Raw genomic sequence first — 20,031 nt, forward strand, 5'->3', positions numbered from 1 at the left:
GTGGCCGGGCGGCTCCACTCAGCCGCCGGAGTCGGCGCCGCGTTCCAGCGCCCGCCGCACTTCCTCCAGCGCCGCAGGGTCGTCGAGGGTCGACAGGTCGCCAGGGTCGCGCTGCTCGGCCAGCGCCTGCAGCGAGCGGCGCAGCAGCTTGCCGGAACGGGTCTTGGGCAGTGCGTTGACCACGTAGACCCGCGCAGGGCGGGCGACCGCCCCGAGCTGCTCGACCACCCGCGCGCGCATCGCCTCTGCCTCGGTGGCGGCATCGGCATCGGCCTGCTTGAGGGTGGCGAACACCACCGGCACCTGCCCCTTCAGCGCGTCCTTCACGCCGATCACCGCGGCCTCGGCGACGCCGGGGTGGGTCGAGCAGGACTCCTCGATCTCGCGGGTGCCGAGCCGGTGCCCGGCCACGTTGATCACGTCGTCGGTGCGACCGAGGATGAAGGTGTAACCGTCCTCGTCGCGGATCGCCCAGTCCAGCGAGCTGTACAGCAGCTCCCGGAAGTGGCTGAAATAGCTCTGCATGAAGCGCGCGTCGTCGCCCCAGACCGTGGTCAGGCAGCCCGGCGGCAACGGCGGCTCGATCACCAGCACGCCCTTCTCGCCCGCGGCGACGTCGGCGCCGGTGACGTCGTCGATCACCCGCAGCCGATAGCCCGGCACCGGCAGGCCCGGCGATCCGAACTTGACCGGCTTCATGTCCAGTCCCGGCATCAGCGACAGCACCGGCCAGCCGGTCTCGGTCTGCCAGTAATTGTCGATGATGGTCTTGCCGATGCCGTCGGTGATCCAGTGCGCGGTCGGTTCGTCCAGCGGTTCGCCGGCGAGGAACAGCCACTGCAGCTTCGACAGGTCGTGCTTCCTCAGCCAGGACGCGTCCTGCTTCTTCAGCACGCGGATGCCGGTCGGCGAAGAGAACATCGTGCGCACGCCGTACTTCTCGCAGATCGCCCACCAGATGCCCGGGTCGGGACTGGTCGGCAGGCCCTCGTAGAGGATCGACGTCGCGCCGGCGATCAGCGGGCCGTAGACGTTGTAGGAATGGCCGACCGCCCAGCCGACGTCGGAGGTGGAGAACATCACCTGCCCGGCCCCGATGTCGTAGATCGACCACATCGACAACGCCAGCGCCACCGCATAACCGCCGACGTCGCGCTGCACGCCCTTGGGCTTGCCAGTGGTACCGGAGGTGTAGAGCAGGTAGCTGGGTTCGTTGGACTCCAGCCATTCGACCTCGACCTCCGCACCTTGGTGCCTTGCATGCAGATCGGCGTATTCGACATCGCGGCCCGATACGCGTGCCGCATCCGGATCGAGCCCGCGGCTGACGATCAGCACGTGCGGCGGCGGATGCTTCGACTTCGTGCAGGCGGCATCGACCAGCGGCTTGTACGGGATCACCTTGCCGCCGCGCATCCCGGCGTCGGCGCAGATCAGCAGCTTCGGCCGCGCATCGTCGATGCGCAGGGCCAGGTTGTGCGAGGCGAAGCCGCCGAACACCACCGAGTGCACCGCGCCGATGCGCGCGCAGGCCAGCATCGCGAACACCGCCTCAGCCATGTTCGGCATGTAGATCACAACCCGGTCGCCGCGGCCGACGTCGAGCGATTTCAGCACCGCGGCGAAGACATTGACCTCGTCGAACAGCTCGCGGTAACTGATTTCGCGGGTGATCCCGGTTTCGGTCGAGATCGCCACCAAGGCGAGCTGGTCGCCGCGCGCGTCCAGATGCCGGTCGATGGCGTTGTGGCAGAGGTTGGTGGTGCCGCCGGAGAACCAGCGCCGGAACGGCGGGTCGCGATAGTCGAGGATCCGCTGCGGCGACGTCTTCCAGTCGATGGCCCCGGCCTGCTCCGCCCAGAAACCTTCCGGGTCGTCGATCGAGCGCTGGTAGAGGTCCTCGTAACGCATGGCGGCCGCCCTGGGGATTCGGTACCCCAAGCCTAGGCCCGCGCCGGGGCGGCTTCATTCGGACTTTGGTCGAGCCCACGACGCCGGCATGCGAATGCGTCTCAGAATGGAGGCGGGCTTTCGAAGGACGCCGCCCTGCCGTCCGCGGGGTGGGCGAACGACAGCCGGCTGGCATGCAGGCATACGCGTCCGGCCGGCGCCGCGCCGTACAGCGTGTCGCCGACGATCGGGTGGCCGATGCTGGCCAGGTGCAGGCGCAGCTGATGGCTGCGCCCGGTGACCGGCTCCAGTTCGAGCCTGCTGACATCGGGCCCGCCTGCTCCAAAGCCATACGCGAGCAGACGCCATCGCGTGAGTGCCGGCTTTCCGATCTCGAAGTCGACCTTCTGCTTCGGCCGGTTCGGCCAGTCGCAGATCAGCGGCAGAGCGATCTCCCCCGCCGTCCCGTCGACGCGGCCCTGGACAATCGCGACATAGCGCTTGCACACCTGGCGCCGTTCGAACTGCATCGCCAGCGCACGCTGCATGTCCTTGCCGCGCGCGAACAGCATGAGGCCGCTGGTGACCTGGTCGAGTCGATGCACGGTCAGGGCGTCCGGATACGCCTCCTGCAACCGCGAAACCACGCAATCGCGATTCTCAGGCAATCGCCCGGGTACCGACAGCAGACCGGGGGGTTTCTGGACGATCAGCAGGTGTTCGTCATGGAAGATGACGAACAGCCCGGCAGATTCGATCATCGCCGGCACGCGGATATCCCCACTCGCGGCCGGCAACCCGCCCGACAACACGTTCCCTCACCCGGCAGCACGCTGTATCGTCGCGCCCAGCTGTCCTCCCCCGAGCAAACGGACGTTCGCATGATCGCCTCCACAGGAACCCCCGCCACCTTCCGCGCCAGCCTCAGATCCATGAAGGAATCGGGATACCTCAAGGACTGGGGCATCGCAGTGCTGGTCATCGTGGCGATCAAGCTGGCCTGGCTCGTCATCGATCATACCCTGCGCCTGTACATGGGCGACTCGATGGTGTTCCTGGCTGCCAGCGAACGGCTCCTTTCGCCCGGCGCCAGATCCTGGCTCTACGCATGGACGCTTCATTTCACCTCGTTCCAGCTCGGAGCACCTGGCCCGGTACTTGTAGCCCACGTGATCTGGTCGATCATGAGCTGCGTCGGTCTCTACGGCTTCCTTCGCCACGCACTGAAGCTTCGGCAGTGGCTGTGCGTGCTGGCAGCCGGGCTGCTGGCCACCGAGCCGGTGCAGATCTTCATGGAACGCATGGTCCTGGCCGAGACCTTCGGCCTGCTGGCGCTGGTCTGCACCCTGCTCGTGCTGTCCCGATACCTGGTCACCGGACGCCTTGGCTGGTACTGGCTGGGCGTGCTCGGCGGGCTGGCCGCAGGCGCGATCCGGCCCAACTTCATTCCACTGACCCTCGGCATGGCGATCGTCGCACCGGCCATACTGGCCGCTGCGCAGATCCGCAACGGCTCTTCCCGCGGCCCCGTCTGGCGCCATGCATTCATCTCGCTGCTTGTCCTGGTGCTGTCCCATGCCGGCTACACCTGGCTGTACGGGAAGTCCGTCGGGCAACCTCCGGGATACGTCGCCCATACCGGCATGATGCGGATCGGACTGGTCGCACCGCTGATCAAACCCGAGCACTTCGAAGGCACGGGCGTCAGCGGCCGTCTCCTCGACGAGGTCGAGCGCGACCTGGACGACCATTGGCAAAGGGGCCATCACATCTGGGGGTCGGATGGTCTGTGGCCGAAGCTGCAACAGGCCAGCGAGAATCCCGAGATGGTCGCCAGGACCATCACCCGCCGGGCGATGCTCGACGACCCGCTCGGCCTGATCCGGGTCAACCTCGAAACCATGAATGGCTACTTCGACGACAAACGCGTCTACTGGAGAATGCTCGACGACGAAGGCCAGATAGCCCCGAGCGCACCGGAGATCCGCGACATCAAGCGAAAGCTCGACTGGGATGTCCAAGGTCTAGCGCGTTCGCCCTCGCCGGCACGCACCTGGTTTTCCCGCTCGACGCAGTGGCTGACCTTCTGCCTGTTTGCCCTGGCGCCGCTATCGCTACTGGCCCTCGCTGCGGGCTGGAACCGGCAGACGCGCGATCAGAGTCTACTGCTCGCACTGACCGGGCTGGGCATGGTCGCCGGACACCTGCTGTTCGCCCACATCGTTTCGTTCCGCTATCTGCACGCGTTCCCGTGGTTCGTATTCGCGAACCTGGCGGTCATCCTTTCCTGGATCACCGGCCCAGGAACCCGGAGTTCACGGCACGGTGCCGGTACCTGAAGGTAGGCCATCGTCTTGAGTTCGCGACGCCCTCGCGCGACCGCGTCGATGACGATTCCGATCAGTGCCGACATGCTCGCCAGCACCACCAGGGAAACCGCCAGGATCAGGGTCGGGAACCTCGGAACCAGGCCGGTGTCGAGGTAGGTGACGGCCAGTGGTATGCACAGCGCCAGAGCCACTACCGAAAGGACCGCGGCGATCGTTCCGTAGAACGCCATCGGCCGCTCCGACGAGAACAGCCGGAGCATCGTCCGCAGGATCCGGGCACCGTCCGACCAGGTATTGAGCTTGCTGACCGAGCCTTCGGGCCGGTCCACGTACGGCGTATCGACCTCGGCCACCGGCATGCGCAGCTCAAGCGCGTGGACGGTCAGTTCGGTTTCGATCTCGAAACCGCTCGAATGCGCTGGGAAGCTCTTCACGAACCGGCGCGAGAACGCCCGATAACCCGACAGGATGTCCCGGCAAGGGTGTCCGAAGAGCCTGGACAGAAACGTCGTCAGCAACCGGTTGCCGAACGCATGGCCGGGTCGATAGCCGACCCCGCCGCTGCTCTCGCGCACCCCCACCACCATGTCGTTGCCGGCCACGACCTCGGCCACCAGCGCCGGCGCGCTGGCCGCGTGATAGGTTGCGTCGCCATCGACGAGGACGTAGACATCCGCCTCGACATCGCTGAACTGGCGCCTGACGACATTGCCCTTGCCGCGCCTGCCGACACGATGGACGACGGCGCCCGCCTGCCCGGCTTGCTCGACCGTCGCATCGGTCGAGTTGTTGTCGAAAACATGGATCTCGGCCGTCGGCAGCGCTGACTTCATGCCAACGACAACCTGCGCAACGGTCGCCTCTTCATTGAAGCAGGGAACCAGAACCGCTACCCGCAACCCGTCCATCGTCACTCAACTCCCCAGCCGACCCGGCCGCCAGAATCCAAAGAGCCACCCGCAAACGCGGACGGCCCCTTGATTGACCTGCCCGACAAGCAATGTCTCAGAGCAGATGGGCGACGCCGGCGCGCTCCTCTTCCAGCTCGGCGAGGGTCTTGTCCATCGCCGCACGGCTGAAGTCGTCGACCGGGAGATCGGTGACGCGAACGTACTCGCCGTTCGCGCAGGTTACCGGCACGCCGTAGATCACACCTTCCGGAATGCCGTAACTGCCGTCGGACGGCACCCCCATCGTCACCCACTTGCCGTCGGTGCCGAGCACCCAGTCGTGGATGTGGTCGATCGCGGCGTTGGCGGCCGAAGCAGCCGACGACAGGCCACGCGCCTCGATGATCGCCGCGCCGCGCTTGCCGACCTTCGGGATGAAGTCGTTGGCGTTCCAGTCGGCGTCGTTGATCCTGTCCTTCAGCGACTCGCCGCCCACGGTGGCGAAGCGGTAGTCCGGGTACATGGTCGGGCTGTGGTTGCCCCAGACGACCATCTTCTCGATGTCGCCGACGGCGACGCCAGCCTTCGCGGCGAGCTGGCTCAGCGCGCGATTGTGATCGAGACGCAGCATCGCGGTGAAATTCTTCGCCGGCAGGTCCGGCGCCGACTTCATCGCGATGTAGGCATTGGTGTTGGCCGGGTTGCCGACGACCAACACCTTGACATCACGGCTGGCGACCTTGTTCAGCGCCGCGCCCTGGGCGGTGAAGATCTTGGCGTTCTCCAGCAGCAGATCCTTGCGCTCCATGCCCGGGCCGCGCGGACGCGCGCCGACCAGCAGGGCGATGTCGGCGTCCTTGAAGGCGACCTCGGCGTCGTCGGTGCCAACCATGCCGGCCAACAGCGGGAACGCGCAGTCCTCCAGCTCCATCATCACGCCCTTCAGCGCGGCCTGGGCCTTTTCCATCGGCAGTTCGAGCAACTGCAGGATCACCGGCTGGTCCTTGCCAAGCATCTCGCCGGAGGCGATGCGGAACAACAGCGAGTAGCCGATCTGGCCGGCAGCACCGGTGACGGCAACGCGGACGGGGGTTTTCATCGGTAGTTCCTTGCGTTTGACTGGGGGTGGGGCATGGGTTGGAGTGCGTCGGTCATGCGGGCCGCACCGACGTCAGAACACGTCGGAGTAGCCCAGCGGTTCGAGCTTCTGCTGCAGGACGGCGGTGTCGTATCCATAGACGACGTCCTGGCCGACCACCGTGGTCGGCACGCCGCGCGCGCCCAGCGCCTGCATCGCACGCTGGCCGGCAGCGGTCTCGACATCGATCACGCGGTAGCGCACGTCGGACAGCTCGAACGCTTTCTGTTGTTTGCGGCAGTAACCGCACCACTCGGCGGCGAGCATCACGATGCGGTCGTCGCCGGTGGCGTTGCGCGGATCGTCCGGGTGCAGGGCGGCTGGCTCGCGGGGCCAGAGCTTCCACGCCCCGACCAGGATCGCGACGACGACGAGCACACGGACGGTGGACATCGGCGGCTCAGGCAAGCTCGGCGAAGAACTCGCGGATGCGCTCCATGCCCGGCGCCAGCTGCGGCGTCGGACAGGTGTAGCTGATGCGCATCGCGCGCGGCTCGCCGAACGCCGAACCCGGCACGCAGGCCACGCCCTTCGCTTCGAGCAGCACGCTGCAGAAGTCGACGTCGTTCTCGATCTTCCTGCCGGTCGGGCCGTGGGTCTTGCCGAAGCTGCAGCTGACATCGGGGAACACGTAGAACGCACCCTGCGGCCGCGGACAGACCACGCCCGGGATGCCCGTCATCACTTCCATGACCTGGTCGCGCTTGGCCTGGAATTCGGCGCACTTGGCCTCGGGCACGTCCTGCGGACCCGACAGCGCGGCGATCGCAGCGGCCGTGGTGATCTCCGGAATGTTGGTGATGTGGTTGGAGTTCAGCGTCACCACCGCCTTGGCGACCGACTCCGGCCCTGCCATGAAGCCGACCCGCCAGCCCGGCATGCCATAGGTCTTCGACAGCGAATCGACGAAGATCACCCGCTCCTTCAGCTCCGGCTTCGAATGCACGAAGTTGTGGTAGCCGACGCCGTCGAACACCATCCGGTTGTAGATGTCGTCGGTGATCACCCAGGTGTCGGGGTACTTCACCAGCACCTCGGCCAGGGCGTCGATCTCCTCGCGGGTGTAGACCATGCCGGTCGGGTTCGACGGATTGTTGAACAGGAACACACGCGGCTTTTTCGCCAGCGCGGCTTCCAGCTGCGCCGGAGTCAGCTTGTAGTCCTGCTCCGGCGGGCACGGCAGCAGCTCGATCCTGGCGTTGACGATCTCGGCGATGTCGAGGTAGCTGGTCCAGTACGGCGTCGGGAACGCGATCGTGTCGCCCTCGTCGAGCAACGCCTCGGCCAAGTTGTAGAGCACGTGCTTGGCGCCGACGCCGCTCGCGCAATTGACCCGACCGTAGCCGGTCAGCCCCAGTTTCCCCATGTGCTCGATGAACGCGTCGAGCATCGCGTCGGCGCCACGGTTGCTGCCGTACTGGCCGCTGTCGTGGGACAGCGCATTGCGTGCGGCCTCGTAGACGTGCTCGCCGGGCAGGAAGTTCGGAACGCCGATCGAGAAGCTGATGATGTCGCGGCCTTCGGCTTTCAGGCGCTTGGCCTTCTCGGCAATCTGCATGATCGCACTGGGCTTGGCGCGGCCGATACGGCTGGCGAGCTGGGGCATCGCGGGGAACCTCTCAGGTAGGTTGTGACGGTGGGGAGGCGGGCCGCCGGACGGCCCGGACAAAGCCCCCTGATGGTAACACGCAAGCCCCCCCACCCCATCCTTGGGCCGCGGTTCGTACGCGGATGCCTCGCCCTCCGGCACGAACGCGCGGGCGTCGCCTGCGGACACGAAAAACCCCGGACCGGCAGGGCCCGGGGGCGACATGGATGCGGCACCGCGCGGCAGCGCGGCGAGCTCACGCGCGGGCGTTCGCGTCCAGGGTCTGGTTCCAGTCGGCGACCCGATCGGCCTTGGCGGCAAGCACCGGCTCGACGTCGCCTTCGATCTTCACGGTGCGGATCTCGTCGCCCTGCTGGATCTTGTCGACGACCTCGATGCCTTCAACCACCTTGCCGAACACGGTGTGCTTGCCGTCCAGCCACGGGCACGGCACGTGGGTGATGAAGAACTGGCTGCCGTTGGTGCCCGGCCCTGCATTGGCCATCGACAGCACGCCGCGTTCGTGGGTCAGGCCGTTGCCGGTCTCGTCCTCGAAACGGTAGCCTGGGCCGCCGGTGCCGGTTCCCAGCGGGCAGCCGCCCTGGATCATGAAGTCGGCGATGACACGGTGGAAGTTGAGGCCGTCGTAGAAGCCGCGCCGGGCCAGGTTCACGAAACTGGCGACGGTCAACGGCGCCTTGTCGGCGGCGAGCTCGACGCGGATCGGGCCGCGGTCGGTATCGAAGGTGGCGATCAGGGACATTGGATACGGCTCCTGGTGTGAGGCTGGTACGTCGCGAACGACGCCGGGGGAAGGCTCCAGAGTCCGCCATCCCGGGTCGACGGCACATGAACGCCGGCACCGGGGGCAGGATGCTGAATGCGGACCGCCTAGAATAGCGCAGCCGGGGCCGGAAACCGCACGCCCGCGTGTCTGGAGACCGTTTGCCGGATATAATGACCGGCTTCCCTCCGCGAGCCTGACGCCTTCGCCGGCGTCCTTTCCGCATGTCCGCATCCAACTCCGTCGAACGCCTGCGCAACATCGCCATCGTCGCCCACGTCGACCATGGCAAGACCACCCTCGTCGACTGCCTGCTGAAGCAGTCCGGCACCCTTTCCGAGCGCACCGTCCTCGCCGAGCGCGTGATGGACAGCAACGACCAGGAGAAGGAACGTGGCATCACGATCCTAGCCAAGAACACCGCCATCACCTGGAACGGCAACCGGATCAACATCGTCGACACACCAGGCCACGCCGACTTCGGCGGCGAGGTCGAGCGCGTGCTGTCGATGGTCGATACCGTGCTGATCCTGGTCGACGCGATGGACGGCCCGATGCCGCAGACGCGCTTCGTGACCCAGAAGGCGTTCGCGATGGGCTTCAAGCCGATCGTCGTGGTCAACAAGATCGATCGCCCCGGCGCACGCCCGGACTGGGTGATCGACCAGGTGTTCGACCTGTTCGACAAGCTCGGCGCGACCAACGAGCAGCTCGACTTCCCGATCGTCTACACCTCGGCGCTGAATGGCTACGCCAGCCTCGACGACAGCGTCCGCTCGGGCGACATGACCCCTCTGTACGAGGCGATCATGCAGCACGCGCCGATGCCGGAGGTGGACCCGGACGGTCCGTTCCAGATGCGCATCAGCCAGCTGGACTACAACAACTTCGTCGGCGTGATCGGCATCGGCCGCATCCAGCGCGGCACCCTGAGGAAGAACATGCCGGTCGCCGTGATCGATCGCGAGGGCAGGAAGCGCCAGGGCAAGGTGCTGCAGGTGCTGGGCTTCATGGGCCTGGAGCGGATCGAGCAGGACAGCGCGCAGGCCGGCGACATCGTCGCCATTTCCGGCATCCAGGAACTGACCATCTCCGATACCGTCTGCGCCCTCGACACCCCGGAGGCGCTGCCGCCGCTGACCGTCGACGAGCCGACGATTTCGATGACCTTCCAGGTCAACAACTCGCCGTTCGCGGGCAACCGCGACCTGTCGGGCGGCAAGTTCCTGACCAGCCGCCAGATCAAGGACCGCCTAGAACGCGAGACCGTCCACAACGTGGCGCTCAAGGTCGAGCAGCTGGAGGACGCGGACAAGTTCCTCGTCTCCGGCCGAGGCGAACTGCACCTGTCGGTGCTGATCGAGAACATGCGCCGCGAGGGCTTCGAGCTGGCGGTGTCGCGCCCTGAAGTGATCATCAAGGAGATCGACGGCCAGCTGATGGAGCCGATCGAGCAGCTCGTGGTGGACGTGGAGGAGATCCACCAGGGCGGCGTGATGGAGAAGCTGGGCGTCCGCAAGGGCCAGCTGAAGAACATGGAGCCCGACGGCAAGGGCCGCGTGCGCCTCGAGTACATGATCCCGGCACGTGGGTTGATCGGCTTCCAGAACGAGTTCAAGACCCTGACCCAGGGTTCGGGCCTGCTGTTCCATGTGTTCGACCATTACGGCCCGAAGGAACAGGGCGCGATCGCCAAGCGGATCAACGGCGTGATGATCGCCAATGCCGCCGGCACCACCCCCGCCTACTCGCTGGGACCGTTGCAGGAGCGCGGCAAGCTGTTCGCTGCCGAAGGCGACTCGGTGTACGAAGGCCAGCTGGTCGGCATCCACTCCAAGGACAACGACCTGACCGTCAACGCGATCAAGCCCAAGCCGCTGACCAACATGCGCGCCTCGGGCAAGGACGACGCCATCGCGCTGAGCCCGGCGATCAAGTTCTCGCTGGAACAGGCCCTGGATTTCATCGAGGACGACGAGCTGGTGGAGATCACGCCAAAGGAGATCCGCCTGCGCAAGAAATTCCTGACCGAAAGCGACCGCAAGCGGGCATCGCGCGCAGCCTGAGCGCCACGCCCCGCGATACCCGAAAATGGCAGCGCGAGCGATCTCCCGCTGCCATTTTCTTGTCCGCCGTTCCCGCTGACAGAGGCCGCGCTGGTCGCGGGGGTCGTCCTGGAGCCGACGCCGGCCACGACTCGATTGCCGCATCCGTGATCCATGCGCGCGGGGATCTCGGGGCGGGCAGCGGCATCATGCCGACCGGGCACACCGCACAGCCCGCCACCACAACCGTTGGCGCCACCCGCGAATCCGTCCACAGTATCGGCCACCGGCGATCGCCTATGCTCGGAGCAGCCATCTGCGACCGGGGAATCGCCATGCGCCAGTGCCTGCTACTGGCTGCGCTGCTCATCGGCCCGACCGCCTGCCAGCGGGCCGTGGACAACGACAGTCCGCCATCCGTCGACCAGACCACCGCTGCGGCCGCGATCACCGCGACCAGCGGCGGCGCGGATTTTGCCTTTGCCGAAGTCGGCATCGCCGAGCTCCAGGCGCACATGGCGCATGGCAAGCTCAGCAGCGTCTCGCTGACCCGGGCCTACCTGGATCGGATCGCCGCCATCGACGACGCCGGTCCCCGCCTCGACGCGGTGATCGAACTCAACCCGAAAGCACTGGAGGAAGCGGCGGTGCTCGATGCCGAGCGCGCGGCCAGCCGCGTGCGCAGCCCGCTGCACGGCATCCCGATCCTGCTCAAGGACAACATCGACGCGATGCCGATGGTCACCTCTGCAGGCTCGATGGCGCTGGCCGGATACCGGCCGTCTGGCGATGCCTTCGTGGTGGCGCGCCTGCGCGAAGCCGGTGCGGTGATCCTCGGCAAGACCAACCTCAGCGAATGGGCGAACTTCCGCTCCACCCGTTCGAGTTCGGGCTGGAGCGCACGCGGCGGGCAGACCCGCAATCCGTACGTTCTGGACCGCTCGCCCTGCGGTTCCAGCTCGGGCACCGGCAGCGCGATCGCCGCCAGCCTTGCCGCGGCCGGCGTCGGTACCGAGACAGACGGCAGCATCATCTGCCCGTCGGCGGTGGCCGGCCTGGTCGGCATCAAACCGACCGTCGGTCTGATCAGCCGCAGCGGCATCGTGCCGATCTCCAGCAGCCAGGACACCGCTGGCCCGATGGCCCGGACGGTGGCCGACGCCGCGGTGCTGCTGTCGTCGATGGTCGGTCGCGACGAGCGCGACGTGCGCACCATCGAAAGCACCGGACGCGCGATCTTCGACTACCACGCACGGCTGGATGCCGGCAGCTTGCGCGGCGCACGGATCGGCGTGCTGCGCGATGCGCTCGGATTCCACGACGGCGTCGACGCGGTATTCGAACGCAACCTGGAGGCGATGCGCGAGGCCGGCGCCGAACTGGTCGACGTCGCCATCGCCACCGACGGCCAATGGCGCGATGCCGAGTTCGAGGTGCTGCTGCACGAGTTCCGCCACGGCATCGAGCACTACCTGCGCAATGGCGATGCACCGGTGAAGACGCTCGCGGGACTGATCGACTACAACCGCAGGCATGCCGACGTCGAGATGCGATGGTTCGGGCAGGAGCTGTTCGAACAGGCCCGGCAGCGCGGGCCGCTGGATGGCGAGGTCTACGTCCAGGCGCGGATGGATGCGCGTCGGCTCGCCGGCACCGAAGGGATAGACGCCACCGTCGCCGCACACGAACTCGATGCCATCGTCGCCCCGGCGGTATCACCGGCCTGGCCGATCGACCTGGTCAACGGCGATCACTTTCTCGGCGCGGGCTACGGAGTGGCCGCGGTCGCCGGCACGCCCAGCATCACCGTGCCGATGGGCGACGTGCACGGCCTGCCGGTCGGCATCGTGCTCATGGGGCCGGCGTGGAGCGAAGCGAGACTGATCGCGCTCGCCCATGCATTCGAGCAGAAGACCCGTGCCCGCATTCCGCCGCGCTTCCTGCCGACGCTGCCGCTGGACACCGCCGCCGCAGACGCCGGCCGCGAGCCAACACCCGAAAACGGCTCCGGCGGCTGATCGCCGCCGGCTGGGCCGAACAGTCGACGCGCATCCCTCCAGAACAGGACGGGGCCCGCTCCGGATTCAGGCGCTCGTCGGCGCGCCCAGCTGGGCCTGCTTGCGTACGATCAACATTGCCACTTCAAGCGCCTGCTCATAGTTCAGGCGCGGGTCGACGGTGGACTTGTACGCACGCTCCAGATCGCTCTCGGTCAGCTCGCGGGCACCGCCGAGGCACTCGGTCACGTCTTCGCCAGTGAGCTCGAGGTGGACGCCACCCAGCCGCGTGCCGGCCGCGGCATGCAGCTCGAACGCCTGCTCCAGCTCGCTGCGGATGTTGCGGAAGCGACGGGTCTTGTACCCGTTCGTCGTGCTCTCGGTATTGCCATGCATCGGATCGCAGACCCACAGCACCCGGCGCCCGTCGCGACGCGCCGCATCGAGCAGCGGCGGCAGCTTCTCGGCGATCCCGGTCGCGCCCATCCGGTGGATGAAGGTCAGCCGGCCCGGCTCGTCCTCGGGATTGAGCAGATCGATCGTCCTCAGCAGCTGGTCCGCAGTCACCGATGGTCCGACCTTCAACGCGATCGGGTTGCGGATGCCGCGGAAGTACTCGGCGTGGGCGCCGTCGACCGCTGCGGTACGCATGCCGACCCACGGAAAATGCGTGCTCAGGTTGAACCAGCCCCAGTGCCTCGGCACCTGCCGGGTCATCGATTCCTCGTACGGCAGCAGCAGCGCCTCGTGCGAGGTGTAGAAATCGACGCGGTTGAGGTTGTGCACCTCGCTGCCGGACAGTGTTTCCATGAAGCGCACCGCGTCGCCGATCGCGTTGACCATGCGGCGATATTCGTCGGCCAGCGGCGAATGGCCGACCCAGCTCAGGTTCCAGTACTCGGGATGGTGCAGGTCGGCAAAACCGCCGTCGATCAGTGCGCGGACGAAGTTCATCGTCATCGCCGAACGCGCGTGGCCCTTGATCATGCGGCGCGGATCGGGACGGCGCGCCGCCTCGGTGAATGCCGGCGCGTTGACCATGTCGCCACGGTAGCTCGGCAGACTGACGCCGTCGACGGTCTCGGTGTCGGCCGAGCGCGGCTTCGCGTACTGCCCGGCGAAACGGCCGACGCGGACCACCGGCTTGCGCATCCCATGGACGAGCACGAGGCTCATCTGCAGCAGCACCTTCAGCCGGTTGGAGATCACGTCGGACGAACAGGCGTCGAAGGTCTCCGCGCAATCGCCGCCCTGCAGCAGGAAGCGCTTGCCCTCCTGCGCCTCGGCGAGCTGCTGCTTGAGCGCGAGGATCTCCCACGAGGTCACCAGCGGCGGCAACGCCCGCAACTCGTCAAGCACGCCCTCCAGCTCGGCCGCGTCCGGATAGGTCGGCAGCTGCAGCGCTGTGCGGCTGCGCCAGGAATCCGGGGCCCAGTCCATAGGGAGTTTCACGGCTTGGATGTTGCGTTCGGTGCTCGACATGACAGCTGTGCTTGTTGCATCGCGGCAAGCCATCATCCGCCGATCGTGTCGGCGCTGCAACGGTTTCCTCGGCAACCGAGCCGCTCGTTCAGTCGCGGCATTCCGCGGCGGGCACGGTCCGCGGCGCTCAACTGCGACGGAACGCCGCGTAGCAGGCCCATCCGGTCAACAGCACGAACCAGACCAGACTCCAGGTCGGCATCGACAGCCCGAGGAACGTCCAGTCGACGTTGGCGCACTCGCCCGAACCGGTCATCACCTTGCGGATCACGCCGGAGATGGGCATCGCTTCGAGCATGTAGTCCAGTCCCGGCCCGCAGGCCGGCACCTGGTCCGGCGGCAGATGCTGCAGGCGGACGTGATTACCGGCGATCAGGAGCCCGACAATGCCCGCCAGCATGGCCAGCACGCCGTAGATGCGGCGGCCGAGCGCACCCGCCGGCGCGTGCAGCCCGCCGAGCAGGAACACCACGCCCAGCGCCGCGAACGCGATCCGCTGGAAGATGCACAGCGGACAGGGCTCGAGTGGATCGACCTCGCGCAACTGCGTGTAGAGGGCGAAGCCGATCAGCCCGGCGCAGGCCAGGAAGCCCAGCAGGAAGCGGCTGCGGAACGATGCGACGGCGAGGCGTGTTGATCGGTTCATGCGCGGCAGCTTACGGACTCTTTGCCGCTCTGCCCATAGCCCGGACGTCGTGGGCACCAGCCCTCTTGCCGGCCGGGCCCGGGATTATCCACCGTCACAAACGCACAAGCCCCGGCGACCGGGGCTTGTGGAGCGTCTTTGCGAACCTGGGGCGGCGGAACTCCCCCCCGGCCGACTCATTTACTCGACGGCTTCGGCGACCTGCGGCCGGTCGACCAGCTCGACGTAGGCCATCGGCGCATTGTCGCCCGCGCGGAAGCCGCACTTGAGGATGCGCAGGTAGCCGCCCGGACGCTCGCGGTAGCGCGGGCCCAGCTCGACGAACAGGGTGCCGACCGCTTCCTTGTCGCGCAGGCGCGCGAACGCGAGGCGGCGGTTGGCGACGCCGTCGGTCTTGGCGAGGGTGATCAGCGGCTCGGCGACCCGGCGCAGCTCCTTGGCCTTCGGCAGGGTGGTACGGATCAGTCCGTGCTTGAAGAGGGACGCGGCCATGTTGCGGAACATCGCGTCGCGATGGGCGCTGGTGCGGCTGAACTTGCGTCCTGATTTCTGGTGGCGCATGACGTTTGCTTCCTAGATGAATGTTGGATCGTTGGACTTCGTTGTCGCCATCCAGGCGCTGGAGCAATGGACTGCGGGTGGTCCGTACCGGCCTGTCTCCCTGGCCGGCGTGCCGCGGGCTTGCTGCCCGTCGGCTGGAGCATTGGCTGGTGAGAGTAGCTTGGCCAGCCGTGCCCTAGATGTTGCCGATGCCATCCTTGGCGAGGCGTCGCGGGCTCCGCAGAGCCCTGCCCGTCCATCCGTGGACGGGCGTTCGGTAGCGCGCGAGCCAGTGGCTCGCAAACGCGCTATCTCACCCCATCATTCCGTGCGAAGCGATGCCGGCGGGCGGCCAGTTCTCGAGCTTCATGCCGAGCGACAGGCCGCGCTGGGCGAGGACCTCCTTGATCTCGGTCAGCGACTTCTTGCCGAGGTTCGGGGTCTTCAGCAGCTCGACCTCGGTCTTCTGGATCAGGTCGCCGACGTAGTAGATGCTCTCCGCCTTCAGGCAGTTGGCCGAACGCACGGTCAGCTCGAGGTCGTCGATCGGGCGCAGCAGGATCGGATCCACGCCGCCGGTCGGCTGCTTGGCCTGACCACGGTCGCGCTGGGTGAAGTCGCCGAACACCGAAAGCTGGTCGGTCAGGATGTCGGCGGCGGTGCGCACGGCTTCCTCTGCGTCGATCGTACCGTTGGTCTCGATGTCCAGCACCAGCTTGTCCAGATCGGTGCGCTGCTCGACGCGGGCAGCCTCGACAGCGTAGGCCACGCGACGGACAGGGCTGAAGCTGGCATCCAGCATCAGGCGGCCGATCGCACGGGTGTCCTCGTCCGGACGGCGACGGGCGGCGGCCGGCTGGTAACCGTAGCCGCGCTCGATCTTCAGGCGCATGTTGACCGCGGTGTCCTTGGTCAGGTGCGCGATCACATGGTCGGCATTGATGATCTCGACGTTGTGGTCGGCCTTGATGTCGCCGGCCGTCACGACACCAGGGCCCTGCTTGCTCAGGACCAGGGTCGCGGTTTCGCCGGTATGCATGCGGATGGCGACGTCCTTGAGGTTCAGCAGCACCTCGAGCACGTCCTCCTGCAGGCCTTCCACGGTGGTGTACTCGTGCAGCACGCCGTCGATCTCGACCTCGGTGATGGCGAAGCCGGGGATCGAGGACAGCAGCACGCGACGCAACGCGTTGCCGAGGGTGTGACCATAGCCGCGTTCCAGCGGCTCGATCACGACCTTGGCACGGTTGCCGTTGAGTCGTTCGATCTGGGGACCGCGCGGGCGCAGTACCTGATTGGCGGTAACCGTCATGTTTGGGTGTCTCCTGCGAGCCTCCGCGGGGGTCGGAGGCACGTGAAATGGATTACTTCGAGTACAGCTCGACGATCAGCGCTTCGTTGATGTCGGACGGCAGATCGGCACGATCAGGAACCGCCTTGAACACGCCACTGAACTTCTTGCTGTCGACCTCGACCCACGACGGGAGAAGGTCCATCTGCTGCGCCACGGTCAGCGACTCCTGGACGCGGAGCTGCTTCTGGGCGCGCTCGGACAGCGCGATCGCGTCGCCGGCCTTGACCTGATACGAAGGCAGATTGACCGACTTGCCGTTGACGGTGACACCGCGGTGCGAAACCAGCTGGCGCGCGGCCGGACGGGTCACAGCGAAGCCCATGCGATAGACGACATTGTCGAGACGGGTCTCGAGAAGCTGCAGAAGGTTCTCGCCGGTGTTGCCCTTCTTGGTCGAGGCCTTCTTGTAGTAGTTGCGGAACTGGCGCTCCAGCAGGCCGTAGATACGCTTGACCTTCTGCTTCTCGCGCAGCTGGTTGGCGTAGTCCGACAGCTTGCCGCGGCGGGCGTTGGGACCGTGCTGGCCGGGCTTCTGCTCCAGCTTGCACTTGGAGTCGAGTGCGCGAGCCGGCGACTTCAGACCGAGGTCGGCGCCTTCACGACGCGAGAGCTTGCACTTGGGACCGATATAACGAGCCATGTTCTTTCAGCTCCTCAGACGCGACGCTTCTTCGGCGGACGGCACCCGTTGTGCGGGATCGGCGTCACGTCGATGATGTTGATGATCTTGTAACCGACGTTGTTCAGCGAACGCACGGCGGACTCACGACCCGGGCCGGGGCCCTTGATGCGGACCTCCAGCGACTTCACGCCGTAGTCGAGCGCGGCGCGGCCGGCCTTCTCGGCGGCGACCTGCGCCGCGAACGGGGTCGACTTGCGCGAACCGCGGAAACCCGCGCCGCCCGAAGTCGCCCACGACAGCGCATTGCCCTGGCGGTCGGTGATCGTGATGATGGTGTTGTTGAACGAAGCGTGGACGTGGGCGATGCCGTCGGTGACGACCCGCTTGATCTTCTTCTTCGTCTTGGCTTGTGCCGGCTTGGCCATGGTCTGGGTTCCTTACTTCTTGATGGCCTTGCGCGGGCCCTTGCGGGTACGCGCGTTGGTACGGGTGCGCTGGCCGCGCAGCGGCAGGCCACGACGATGACGGAGGCCGCGGTAGCAGCCCAGGTCCATCAGACGCTTCAGCGACATGCCGATCTCACGGCGAAGGTCGCCCTCGACCACGTACTTGCCGATCTCGGCGCGCAGGCGCTCGACTTCCGGCTCGGACAGGTCCCGGATCTTGGTCGTCTTCTCGACCCCGGCTGCGTCGCAGACCTGGACCGAACGGGTACGACCGATGCCGTAGATACTCTGGATACCGACCCAGACATGCTTCTGGGGAGGCAGGTTGACGCCCGCAATACGCGCCATAACGCGATCTCCAACTGGTTTGGCGGCCGGACAGCGGCGCTGCCCGGCGGAGTGAATCGGAAATTATACCAAGATTCCGGCTTTCCAGGAAGTCCCGCGCCCGTACGGCGGCGCTGGACCCGGCATGGGGAGTGTGCCCATGCTCCGGCGACGGACCCCGGCTGTACCGGACCTGGCGCTGTTTCCGCCCTGCCCGGCCCCGCGCACTACTCTGGTGCGCGTATGGCCTGGATCCACTCGCGCCCGGAACCGCCACGCGAGTCGCCCATCAATGTGCCCGGACGGGAATCCGGGTCGGCGCGGTGCCCGAAGGCTGCCGCCTTGGCGCGGGGCCATCGACCCCGCCGGTACCGCGATTCGCCGCAAGCCTACATCAGGCTCACGCGGCGGCTCGAACCGGACGGCGGACCGACCGGTTCGCGTTCAGGCTCAGGAGCGGCCCGGGAGGCCGCCGCGGGAACCCTTCAGGTTGGCCTTCTTCAGCAGGCTCTCGTACTGGTGCGACATCAGATGCGCCTGGATCTGCGCGATGAAGTCCATCACCACCACGACCACGATCAACAGCGAGGTGCCGCCGAAGTAGAACGAGGTGTTCAGCTCCTTGCGCATGACTTCCGGCAACAGGCAGACCAGCACCAGGTAGGCGGCGCCGGCCGCCGTCAGGCGGGTCAGCACGCCGTCGACGTACTCCGCCGTCGCCTTGCCGGGACGGATACCCGGGATCAGCGCACCCGACTTCTTCAGGTTGTCGGCGGTTTCCTGCGAGTTGAAGACCAGAGCCGTATAGAAGAACGCGAAACCCGCGATCATTCCGCCATACAGGATCATGTGCAGTGGCTCGCCCGGATTCAGCCACTGGCTGAGCTGGAGCAGCCACGACGACGAGCTGCCCTGGCTGAACCAGTTGGCCGCGGTCGCCGGGAACATCACGATGCTCGACGCGAAGATCGCCGGGATCACGCCTGCCATGTTCAGCTTCAGCGGCAGGAACGACGACTGGTTCATGTACGCATTGCGGCCGCCCTGGCGTCGGGCGTAGTTCACGGTGATCCGGCGCTGTCCACGCTCGACGAACACCACGAAATAGGTGAAGCCGAGCACGATCGCGGTGATCAGGATCGCGTTGATCGCGTTCATGTCGCCGTTGTTGATCTGCTGGAACATCCCGATCACCGCCGACGGCAGGCCCGCGACGATACCCGCGAAGATGATCAGCGAAATGCCGTTGCCGACGCCGCGCTCGGTGATCTGTTCGCCGAGCCACATCAGGAACATCGTGCCGGCGGTCAATGCGACCACGGCGGTCAGGATGAAGCCGGGGCCCGGGTTGTAGACCACCTCGATGCCCTGGCTGGCACCGCCGGCCTGCAGCGCCGTCGCGATGCCCCAGGCCTGGAAGATCGCCAGCGGGATGGCGCCCATCCGCGACCACTGGTTGATCTTGCGCCTGCCTGACTCGCCTTCCTTCTGGATGGCCTTCAGGCTCGGCACCATGTTGACCAGCAGCTGGATGATGATCGACGAGGAGATGTACGGCATCACGTTCAGCGCGAACAGGCTGAAACGCGACAGGGCTCCACCGGAGAACATGTTGAACATGTCGACGATGGTGCCTTCCTGGCTCTCCATCAGCTGGAGCATGGCGTCCGGATTGACGCCGGGCACCGGGATGTAGCATCCGATGCGGTAGACGATCAGCGCGCCGATGACGAACAGCAGGCGCTGACGAAGCTCGGTGAACTTGCCGAGTCCGCCGCCCATGCCGGCCATTGCACTACCACTGCGTGACATCAAGTGCTCCCATTCGCACGATTATCGAACCTCTCCGGAGAGAGCTGGGCCGCCATCCCTGGCGCAACATCGCCGACTTCGGATCGTCCGGCCCGGCCGTCCCGACCGGGCGTCTCTGCGGTGACGGCGCGGCATGCCGC

General features: G+C 66.7%; 18 protein-coding genes. 3 read left to right on the forward strand and 15 right to left on the reverse strand.

The genetic code is table 11. The annotated features are described in order from the left end of the window. Positions 1–18 precede the first annotated feature (18 nt). The gene (prpE, locus tag L3V18_RS08450; RefSeq protein WP_237054259.1) at positions 19–1,911 is read right to left on the reverse strand and encodes a propionate--CoA ligase; all 1,893 of its coding nucleotides are present in this window, start codon (positions 1,909–1,911) and stop codon (positions 19–21) included. Positions 1,912–2,012: 101 nt separating this feature from the next. After that, positions 2,013–2,651 (reverse strand): RluA family pseudouridine synthase, encoded by a 639-nt coding sequence (locus L3V18_RS08455; RefSeq protein WP_237054260.1) that lies wholly within the window; start codon positions 2,649–2,651, stop codon positions 2,013–2,015. Between the two features lie 120 nt (positions 2,652–2,771). Here L3V18_RS08455 and L3V18_RS08460 point away from each other — a divergent pair, with 120 nt between their 5' ends. Continuing rightward, on the forward strand, positions 2,772–4,229 hold the full coding sequence (locus L3V18_RS08460; RefSeq protein ID WP_237054261.1) for a glycosyltransferase family 39 protein: 1,458 nt from the start codon (positions 2,772–2,774) through the stop codon (positions 4,227–4,229). On the opposite strand, the gene L3V18_RS08465 is transcribed toward L3V18_RS08460, so the two are convergent. The 5 genes from L3V18_RS08465 to L3V18_RS08485 all read right to left on the reverse strand — a co-directional run bounded on the left by L3V18_RS08465 (position 4,124) and on the right by L3V18_RS08485 (position 8,599). Then, positions 4,124–5,128 (reverse strand): glycosyltransferase, encoded by a 1,005-nt coding sequence (locus L3V18_RS08465; RefSeq protein ID WP_237054262.1) that lies wholly within the window; start codon positions 5,126–5,128, stop codon positions 4,124–4,126. The two genes, L3V18_RS08460 and L3V18_RS08465, sit on opposite strands and share 106 nt — an antisense overlap. Before the next feature lie 97 nt (positions 5,129–5,225). Next, a complete protein-coding gene (locus L3V18_RS08470) occupies positions 5,226–6,209 on the reverse strand; it encodes a malate dehydrogenase (RefSeq protein WP_237054263.1) in 984 nt (327 codons plus the stop codon). A 72-nt stretch (positions 6,210–6,281) separates the two neighbouring features. Next, on the reverse strand, positions 6,282–6,641 hold the full coding sequence (locus L3V18_RS08475) for a glutaredoxin family protein (RefSeq protein WP_237054264.1): 360 nt from the start codon (positions 6,639–6,641) through the stop codon (positions 6,282–6,284). A 7-nt stretch (positions 6,642–6,648) separates the two neighbouring features. Beyond that, complete coding sequence (locus tag L3V18_RS08480) at positions 6,649–7,854, reverse strand: pyridoxal phosphate-dependent aminotransferase (protein WP_237054265.1); 1,206 nt, start codon at positions 7,852–7,854, stop codon at positions 6,649–6,651. Between the two features lie 238 nt (positions 7,855–8,092). After that, complete coding sequence (locus L3V18_RS08485) at positions 8,093–8,599, reverse strand: peptidylprolyl isomerase (RefSeq protein WP_237054266.1); 507 nt, start codon at positions 8,597–8,599, stop codon at positions 8,093–8,095. 245 nt (positions 8,600–8,844) lie between these two features. Between L3V18_RS08485 and typA the strand changes: the two genes are divergently transcribed. Beyond that, positions 8,845–10,686, forward strand: a complete 1,842-nt coding sequence (typA, locus tag L3V18_RS08490) for a translational GTPase TypA (protein WP_237054267.1) — start codon at positions 8,845–8,847, stop codon at positions 10,684–10,686. A 314-nt stretch (positions 10,687–11,000) separates the two neighbouring features. Then, positions 11,001–12,683: an amidase gene (locus L3V18_RS08495; protein ID WP_237054268.1), complete on the forward strand. Its 1,683-nt coding sequence runs from the start codon at positions 11,001–11,003 to the stop codon at positions 12,681–12,683. A 66-nt stretch (positions 12,684–12,749) separates the two neighbouring features. On the opposite strand, the gene L3V18_RS08500 is transcribed toward L3V18_RS08495, so the two are convergent. The 8 genes from L3V18_RS08500 to secY form a co-directional block, all read right to left on the reverse strand. Beyond that, on the reverse strand, positions 12,750–14,144 hold the full coding sequence (locus L3V18_RS08500) for a class II 3-deoxy-7-phosphoheptulonate synthase (RefSeq protein ID WP_237054269.1): 1,395 nt from the start codon (positions 14,142–14,144) through the stop codon (positions 12,750–12,752). Positions 14,145–14,271: 127 nt separating this feature from the next. Beyond that, positions 14,272–14,790 carry a disulfide bond formation protein B gene (locus tag L3V18_RS08505; RefSeq protein ID WP_237054270.1) on the reverse strand — a complete coding sequence of 173 codons (519 nt, stop codon included), beginning with the start codon at positions 14,788–14,790 and terminating at the stop codon, positions 14,272–14,274. Between the two features lie 180 nt (positions 14,791–14,970). Beyond that, entirely contained in the window at positions 14,971–15,351 is a 381-nt protein-coding gene (gene rplQ, locus L3V18_RS08510) for a 50S ribosomal protein L17 (RefSeq protein WP_237054271.1), read from the reverse strand. Between the two features lie 292 nt (positions 15,352–15,643). Beyond that, entirely contained in the window at positions 15,644–16,642 is a 999-nt protein-coding gene (locus L3V18_RS08515) for a DNA-directed RNA polymerase subunit alpha (RefSeq protein ID WP_237054272.1), read from the reverse strand. Positions 16,643–16,694: 52 nt separating this feature from the next. Next, positions 16,695–17,324, reverse strand: a complete 630-nt coding sequence (rpsD, locus tag L3V18_RS08520) for a 30S ribosomal protein S4 (RefSeq protein ID WP_237054273.1) — start codon at positions 17,322–17,324, stop codon at positions 16,695–16,697. A gap of 14 nt (positions 17,325–17,338) precedes the next feature. Continuing rightward, positions 17,339–17,731 carry a 30S ribosomal protein S11 gene (rpsK, locus tag L3V18_RS08525; RefSeq protein WP_036212595.1) on the reverse strand — a complete coding sequence of 131 codons (393 nt, stop codon included), beginning with the start codon at positions 17,729–17,731 and terminating at the stop codon, positions 17,339–17,341. 12 nt (positions 17,732–17,743) lie between these two features. Next, positions 17,744–18,100, reverse strand: a complete 357-nt coding sequence (gene rpsM, locus L3V18_RS08530) for a 30S ribosomal protein S13 (RefSeq protein ID WP_237054274.1) — start codon at positions 18,098–18,100, stop codon at positions 17,744–17,746. A gap of 429 nt (positions 18,101–18,529) precedes the next feature. Beyond that, positions 18,530–19,870, reverse strand: coding sequence for a preprotein translocase subunit SecY (gene secY, locus L3V18_RS08535; protein ID WP_425493504.1), 1,341 nt, complete (start codon positions 19,868–19,870; stop codon positions 18,530–18,532). Positions 19,871–20,031: the final 161 nt, after the last annotated feature.

The sequence above is a fragment of the Marilutibacter chinensis genome, assembly GCF_021725675.1.
GTDB classification, from domain to species: Bacteria; Pseudomonadota; Gammaproteobacteria; order Xanthomonadales; family Xanthomonadaceae; genus Marilutibacter; species Marilutibacter chinensis.